Raw genomic sequence first — 7,427 nt, forward strand, 5'->3', positions numbered from 1 at the left:
ATCCTGCTGGACGGCATGGACCTGAGCATGGTCGACACGTCCTGGCTGCGCCGGCAGATCGGCGTGGTCGGGCAGGACACGGCCCTCTTTAATCGCAGCGTGCGCGAGAACATCGCCCTGGGCGAGCCGTCCATTGCGATGGAAGCCATCATGGACAGCGCACGGCTAGCGGGTGCGCACGACTTCATTTTGCAACTACCAGAAGGTTATGACACCGTAATCGGTGAGCGTGGCAGCAGGCTCTCGGGCGGGCAGCGTGCGCGCGTCGCGATTGCACGGGCATTGGTGACCAACCCTCAAATACTGCTGTTTGACGAAGCCACGGCATCGCTGGACTATGAAAGTGAGCGGGTGATTCACGACAACATGGCGCGCATTGGCGCGGGCCGCACGGTCTTTATCGTGGCGCACCGGCTTTCCACCCTGCGCATGGCTGATCGCATTCTTGTCCTGGACAAGGGACGGGTCACGGAGACCGGCAACCACCGGGAACTCATGGGTATCAACGGCCGCTATGCCTCGCTGTACAAGGCGCATCAGGTGCTGGAGGCCGCATGACAGACAACACTTCCAAAGATCGCGGTCATGAGCCAGGTCATGAACACGCCATGTTTACCACTGCGTCTATCGCATTGCGCCAGAAACCACCGGCCGGCATGGCGCGCATGGTCACTTTGAGCATCTGTGTCATGGCTGCCGCAATACTGGTGTTTGCCTGCATTGTGTCGATGGACATCGTCGTGACGTCCCAGGGCCGTGTCATTGCGTCCGGGCGAAGCAAGGTCATTCAGCCACTGGAAGCCGGTCTGGTCAAGGCGATTGCCGTGCGTGACGGCCAGACCGTCAAAGCCGGCGACCTGCTGGTGGAGCTTGACGCCACAGCCACCGGCGCCGACCGCGACCGGCTGCAGCGCGAGGTCTGGGAAACCCAGGCCGACGTGCTGCGGCTCAATGCCTTGCTCTCCGGAAAAGATGCCTGGGCGCAAGCCGGCGACTTGCCGGCCGCCATGGTCAGCAACCAGCAGTCAGTGCTCGCCAGCCGGCGCATCGAGCAGGATTCGCGCATGGCCGCGCTCGATGCCGACATTGCAAGACGCACGGCCGACCGCGATGCGCTGTCGGCCAATATCAGGCAACTGCGCATGAGCCTGCCCCTTGTCACTCGTAAACATGAGATGCGCAAAGACCTCGCCAAAACTGGTCACATCGCCGAGACCGGACTCATCGAAACCCAGCTCGAACTGCTCAATATGGAAAATGAGCTGGCCGTGTTGGGCAACCGGCTCAATGAATCCACGGCAAGTCTGAACGCGTCGGTTCAACAGCGCCGGCAGGCGCAGTCCGAGTTCAGGGCCCGAGTCAGCGCCGAGTTGGTGGACGCCAGCCGCAAGCATGACGCCGCCCGCCAGGAACTGGTCAAGGCCAACCAGCGCCGCGATTTGCAGACCCTGCACAGCCCGATCGACGGCGTGGTGCAGCAACTGGCAGTAACTACGGTCGGCGGTGTCGTGACGGCGGCGCAGCCCTTGATGACGATTGTTCCGCACAGCGCGGCGCTCGAAGTGGACGCCCAGGTGATGAACCGCGACGTTGGACACCTCAAGGTCGGCCAGCGGGTCATCAACAAGGTGGAGACCTTTGACTTCACGCGCTTTGGTTACATCGAAGGAACGGTGCAATGGATTGGCACCGATGCCGTGAATGACCCCAAGCTGGGGCCGGTATACCCCGTGCGCATCCTGCTGAGCTCGGCCCAGACTCCCGTTAGCGTCAATGGCTTGCGCGGCGCGGTCACCGCAGGCATGAGCGTCACTTCGGACATTCGCACGGGGGAGCGCCGGATGATTGAATATTTCATCGCACCCATGCTTCGGTACAAGCAGGAGGCGCTGCGTGAACGCTAGGACTTCTTTGCTACGCATGCTGTTCAGGGAAGGCGCTCCAGCCGAAGGTTTTTCTCGAGCGAGGACACTGGGTGTTGCGCCTTCCCGCCCTTCTGGAGGAGATGCATGGCGTTGGGCTGCGATGGGTGTTTTCACCTCAGTTGCGTCATGGAGCGCATCGGCCGACAGCCTGCTCGACGTTTACCGCAAGGCCCAGGCTCGCGATCCAGTTTACCGCGGTGCGGTGCATGTGCTTCAGGCGGCGCGTGAGCGCGTTCCTCAGGCCCGTGCGGCGCTATTGCCGGTCGTGAACCTGGTGGGCGCCAACGGCCAGCAGTCCGGCCAGGCCTCGTTCAGTCAAGCGCCTTATGTGGATCGCAATGTGCGCACTCATAGCTGGAACCTTCAGTTGACTCAGCCGCTGTGGCGCGCGGTCAGCTGGGCCGGGCTGAACCAGGCTGAGTACCAGGAGCAGCTGGCCGAGGCGCAGTACCGGCAAGCGGAGCAGGAATTGATCCTGCGCAGCGCGCAGGTCTACCTGGATGTGCTGGTGGCGCAGGAGGCCGAGCGCGTGGCGCGACACCAAGTGGCGGCTGTTGAGCAGCAACTGGGTCTTGCGCAGCGTAACTTCGAAGTGGGCGCCGGTACCGTGACGGACGTGCACGAGGCGCAGTCCAGGCTCGATCTGGCCCGGGCGCAGGCCGTCGCCGCCCTCAGCGAGCTGGACAACAAGCGTGCCGAGGTAGACCGCATGCTCGGCGAACCGGTCGGTAGTCTGAGCAGTCTTCGCGATACCAGTCGACCCCCGGGTTTGCAGCCGGCAACCCTGCAGTCGTGGACAGACAGCGCGCGGGAGCAGGCCCTGCAGGTGCGCATAGCGCAGGCCGCACTGGACGTGGCCGACCGGGAGATCTCCAAAAGCCAGGCTGCTCATTCACCCAGTCTGGACTTTACGGCCGGGTACGGCAACAACTTCAGCTCTGGCAGCATTTCGTCGCCTGCGGACATCATGACCCGAACCCGTGCCGGCCAAGTCGGGCTGAATCTGACCATCCCGCTGTTTGCGGGCGGCGGCACCCAGGCCCGCGTGCGCGAAGCCATCGCCTTGAAGGACAAGGCCGGGGAAGACCTGGAGGCCGCGCGGCGCCTGGCGATGACGCAGGCGCGGCAGGCATTCAGTGGTGTCACAAATGGTGCGGCGCAGGCCCTGGCGCTGGAATCGGCCATCCGGTCCAGCAAAAGCGCGGTCGATGCCAACAAGATCGGCTTCAAAATCGGCACACGTATCAACATTGACGTGCTCAACGCCGAGCAACAGCTGTATACCGCGCAGCGCGACTGGCACAAGGCGCGCGCGGAAACCCTGATCCAAGGCCTACGGCTGAAGGCCGCCAACGCAACACTGGACGAGGCCGATTTGCTCGCCATCAACGATTTACTGGAGTTAACCAAACCATGACAAGCAGCAAAAACACACCGGCTGGCTCCGAGCCGCCGGGTACCGACGTCTTGCCACCGGAAGAGCTGGCTGGCCTGGCTGAATTGGCCAAACAGCAGGCGCACAAGGTACTTGGCAAAATACCGCTGCTGGGTCCCGTCACCTGGCTGATGATGCAGCAGTCGCACAGCCGGCATACCCTGCTCAGTGAGCTGGAGTGGCGCGTCATGCCGGCCCTGATTCTTGATCAAGCCAAGTTGTATCTGAAGGACGACGCGCCTGTGGCGTTTGCATCTTGGGCCCGATTCAACCAAGCAACAGTCCAGCGCTACCGCTCGCCGCCCCACCAGCTTGCGATGGCCGATTGGTCTTCGGGAGACCAAATTTGGCTGATTGACGTGTTCACGCCCTTTGGTGGGGCGCAGGACGTGCTTAAAGACTTGCGTGAGAAGGTTTTTGCGGGGCAGATCGTTCATCAATTGATTCCTGTTCCAAACGCTGTTCCCAAGGTGCTGGCGTGGCCAGCCCTCCAGCCCAAGTCCGATATTTCAACGTCAAGGAGCCAAGCATGAACCTCAACGACCCCTCCACTGGCGAGGCACACACATCCCAATTGCCCGATGAAGCGGGGCGTGGCGAACCTCTTCCTGGACGACGCGCCGTGGTCCGGCCTTCCAGCTGGGTGCGCCGCATCGACAAGCGCTTACCGGGGTTCTCCGAAGACGAGCAGACCATCCTGGGCAGCGCCACGGATTCCAGCGGATGCGGTTGAGCGAGCCCCTGGCGCCAGGCAATATTTCTCCAAATTTCTGTCCAGTACTGTTCAGTCTGGGCGTGTTTCCCAGCGAGGACGGCTGGTGTGTTCGCCAGCCCACACGCGATGTGCATCTGCAGGCACCAGACGGCTACCTGAATTTGGTGCAGCGCTGGTGTGACGGGCGAACCTCGTGGACCGATGTGCAAAAACTGGCGGCCCGACATTGGGCGAACAACGCTTCAGGCACTTTGTCTGGATTCCGGTCGTTTGTGGACTCGCTGATCGCCGAAGGCGTTGTGGTTGATGCGGGCCGGGTCCTGTGCCATGCCAAACAACTTGCTGACAACCCCAACGACTGGGGGCGCTCCGTGCCGGCTGATGCGTGGCCGGCGTTGCAAGCCCAGCTTCGCAGCCTTCCCGAGGACGGCGATGCGGTGCAGTGGCTTGGAGATATGGGCTCTGCCGGACCATCGGGCTGGGCTGCTATGTCGCGGCAGAGGCGATCCTGTTATGGGTTTTCTCACGAACCGCTGTCACGCGCGGAGCTTTTGGCTCTGCTTGCGTCTTATGCAGTCACTTCTGCGCCCATTGATTCAGTCGACGGAGTAATCCATCGGGCGGTGCCTTCGGGTGGCGGCTTGTACCGCCTGAGCCTGTTCCTCGTGCTGTTGCGGCCGCTGGATGCGACTTTACCGGCCGGCTTGTGGCGGGTTGAGTACCTGGACGCGGGTGGCATCGGATTGCATCGCATCAACGCCGAGGACGCCACCTTTCTGGAGAAAACCTATCGGGCGTGCCTCGCACCGCACAACCTCGATGGTGCGAGCGCATGGTTGGTCGTATCTGCCGATTTGATGGTGATCGCGGCAAAGTACCGCAACCGTGCGGTCGGCCATGCCTATCTGGAGGCGGGTGCGGTGATGCAGAACCTCGCCCTGATTGCGGCCGAATGTGGACTCGGCCAGTTACCGCTGTCCGCGTTTGACGAGGAGCGTGTTGCTTCGCTTTTTGGTTTGGCCGACCAGGTGCCTTTGATCAGTATTGTGCTGGGCAAGCCTCGGCCCGTGCAAGCCAGACGCGACTCGGCGCGGCGCGTTCGTTGGACCCAGACGCTGTCAGGTCTGCCGCACCACCTGGCAATCGCCTGGCCGCAAAACGACAGTCCGCAAGGGCCGTCCAATATCTGTTTCGGCAGGGATACGAACGCGCTGAGGGCCTACCAGAAGGCCATGTGTGAAGCTGTCGAGCGCGACGCCATGGCGATGGCGCTGCCTACATTGCGCTGGGCCTCCCTGGATGCGTTGCAGCGGGAAGCCCAAGCTGATCTCACTGTGATTGATCCGCGCCAGGTTCTCAGATTTTCAGAGCGTCAATACAAACTGCCGGGTTTTCCGCTTTACCGATTCGATTCGGCAGCCATCCTTCCCTGGGTGCGCATGGACGATTTGATGGCGTCGGGGAATGCTTGGATGCTTGCCGATTTTGTTACGCGCCGTTCTGCGATGCCTGTGCCGTGCACAGCTGACCCTTTATCCAAACCCTATACGTTTGTGAACAGTTCTGGTTGTGCCGCATCTCCAAGCCGGCACCATGCGCTGCAAAACGCGTTGCTTGAGCTGATCGAGCGTGACGCTTTTATGCGATTCTGGATGAGCCGGCGTTATGCCGTGCGTCTGGACTTCGACCGTGCTGAGCTGGGGGCCGACACCACCGCCTTATACAGACGCCTGACGAAGGAAGGTTGCCGCGTTGTACTGCTGAGGCTGGCGACACCTTGGGCTCACGTAGTGCTCAGCGTAGCCCAGCATCCGGCGCTCAAATTTACCTTGTGCGGTGCCGGTGCCGACTGGACGCTTGCCGGCGCAGCGCACAAGGCCATGGGCGAGATCGCTACGGGAGTTCTTGCCCGCCTGGCGGGCGTGCAGACGCGGGCGATGACGCCTGAGGCTGTGCGTTATCCGGTGGATCACCTGCATTTGTATTGTCAGCCCGACTATTTCCGCCGGGCTGACTTTTTGTTTGAAGTCCCACCACAGGCTGGAATGCCTGAGGAGCCACTTGTCCCCGACAGCTTGCAGTCCTTGCTGGCGGCGTTCAAGCGGGCGGGACAACGTGCCTATGTCGCGTGGCAGCCTGAAGAAGGGTTGCCAAAGGACTACAAGAACCGCCCCATCCACGTCGCGCGTGTGGTTGCACCGGGCCTGGTGCCGATTGCTTTTGGTGCGTTTTTGATGCCCTTGGGCATGGGCATTGCCCTGCACGATGGCTGGGACGGCTTTCCGCATCCATTTCCCTGAAGCGCGGCCCGACTCGTGCTGTACATCCTCAATCCCCTGAATCATCTGCGCGCGGTGCGGCGCTGGGCGAATCTGCACGGGGTACAGATACATCTGTCCGCCAGTAGCTGGTCGCTGACGCTCACGCGGGGGACGCAGGTTCAGCACATGGCACCGCGCTTTGTGACCCAGCGGGAGGGGCGCCTGTGTTACATCCGGGCTTTCGAGGAGGCAGGAGCGTTTGCGGGATGGCATCCGCCTGAGCCGGAGAGTTGGTTGCTCGCAAGTGACAAGCTGGCGTTCAAGCGCCAGGCCAGCGCCATGGGCCTGCGCGTTCCGGCGGGCTGGAAGGGCGCCGAGCCGCTGGCGGAGAATTTTCTTGTCAAAAAATGCAGTGGCTCCTTCGGTCTGAATATTGAGGGTCCATTTGACGCGAGGGCTTGGGACTATGTTCAAGCCATGGCACAGGGGTCTTACTGCGAGCAATTCGTGACCGGACGCAGTGCCAAAGCCTGGTGCTGGAATCGCGAGGTGGTGGCGCTGGAACTGGTGGAGTCGCCCTATCTGGTTGGTGACGGGGTGCGAAGCCTCGAGGCCCTGGCCGCGCGCCGCGGCAACGTGGGCCAAGCGCTACCGCTGGACAAAGCCGCGGCGATGCTGGCGTGGCAGGGCCTGACCAGTGCGTCCATACCGGAGGTTGGGCAAAAGGTATTGCTGGACTTCAAGTACGCCACGCCGTTTGACGCGCCGGTATTTGAGAACCGCAATGTGTGGTCGACGCAGGAAGAGGCCATCCGCCACCAGTTTGCGAAGGCTGCTTCTTTGTTGGGTAAATGCATGCCGGCGCAGTTGCATGGCCGGCAGATGTTCACGCTCGATGCCGTTGTCGACGAACAGGGACGTGTCTGGTTTCTTGAAATGAACAGCCATCCGATGATTCATCCGGATGTGTATTCGTCGATGCTGGAAACGCTGACGAGGGGCGCATAGCTTGTTCATGGCCATCAAATCAAAGGAAAACCGGGCTCTTCGTATGCCAAAAGTTTAGTTAGTACTTTTTCTGGCGAGGATAC

7 protein-coding genes are annotated in these 7,427 nt (G+C 61.7%); all 7 read left to right on the forward strand.

Features of this window, described 5'->3' with window-relative positions; all coding sequences use genetic code 11:
• Positions 1-558, forward strand: a 558-nt coding sequence (locus tag ACH2CW_RS13135; protein ID WP_395058831.1) for an ATP-binding cassette domain-containing protein, incomplete at its 5' end; no start/stop codon positions are given.
• The gene (locus ACH2CW_RS13140; RefSeq protein ID WP_395058833.1) at positions 555-1,904 is read left to right on the forward strand and encodes an HlyD family type I secretion periplasmic adaptor subunit; all 1,350 of its coding nucleotides are present in this window, start codon (positions 555-557) and stop codon (positions 1,902-1,904) included. The genes ACH2CW_RS13135 and ACH2CW_RS13140, both read left to right, overlap by 4 nt.
• A 121-nt stretch (positions 1,905-2,025) precedes the next feature.
• Positions 2,026-3,342: a TolC family outer membrane protein gene (locus ACH2CW_RS13145; protein WP_395058834.1), complete on the forward strand. Its 1,317-nt coding sequence runs from the start codon at positions 2,026-2,028 to the stop codon at positions 3,340-3,342.
• A 50-nt stretch (positions 3,343-3,392) separates the two neighbouring features.
• Positions 3,393-3,893, forward strand: a complete 501-nt coding sequence (locus tag ACH2CW_RS13150) for a toxin-activating lysine-acyltransferase (RefSeq protein WP_395058836.1) — start codon at positions 3,393-3,395, stop codon at positions 3,891-3,893.
• A complete protein-coding gene (locus ACH2CW_RS13155) occupies positions 3,890-4,093 on the forward strand; it encodes a hypothetical protein (protein ID WP_395058838.1) in 204 nt (67 codons plus the stop codon). Before ACH2CW_RS13150 ends, ACH2CW_RS13155 begins: the two co-directional genes overlap by 4 nt.
• Positions 4,090-6,375, forward strand: coding sequence for a YcaO-like family protein (locus ACH2CW_RS13160; protein WP_395058840.1), 2,286 nt, complete (start codon positions 4,090-4,092; stop codon positions 6,373-6,375). Before ACH2CW_RS13155 ends, ACH2CW_RS13160 begins: the two co-directional genes overlap by 4 nt.
• A 255-nt stretch (positions 6,376-6,630) precedes the next feature.
• Complete coding sequence (locus ACH2CW_RS13165; RefSeq protein ID WP_395058842.1) at positions 6,631-7,344, forward strand: YheC/YheD family protein; 714 nt, start codon at positions 6,631-6,633, stop codon at positions 7,342-7,344.
• Positions 7,345-7,427: the final 83 nt, after the last annotated feature.

Origin of the sequence: Polaromonas sp. (assembly GCF_043778355.1) — a bacterium.
Lineage (GTDB): Bacteria > Pseudomonadota > Gammaproteobacteria > Burkholderiales > Burkholderiaceae_C > Polaromonas.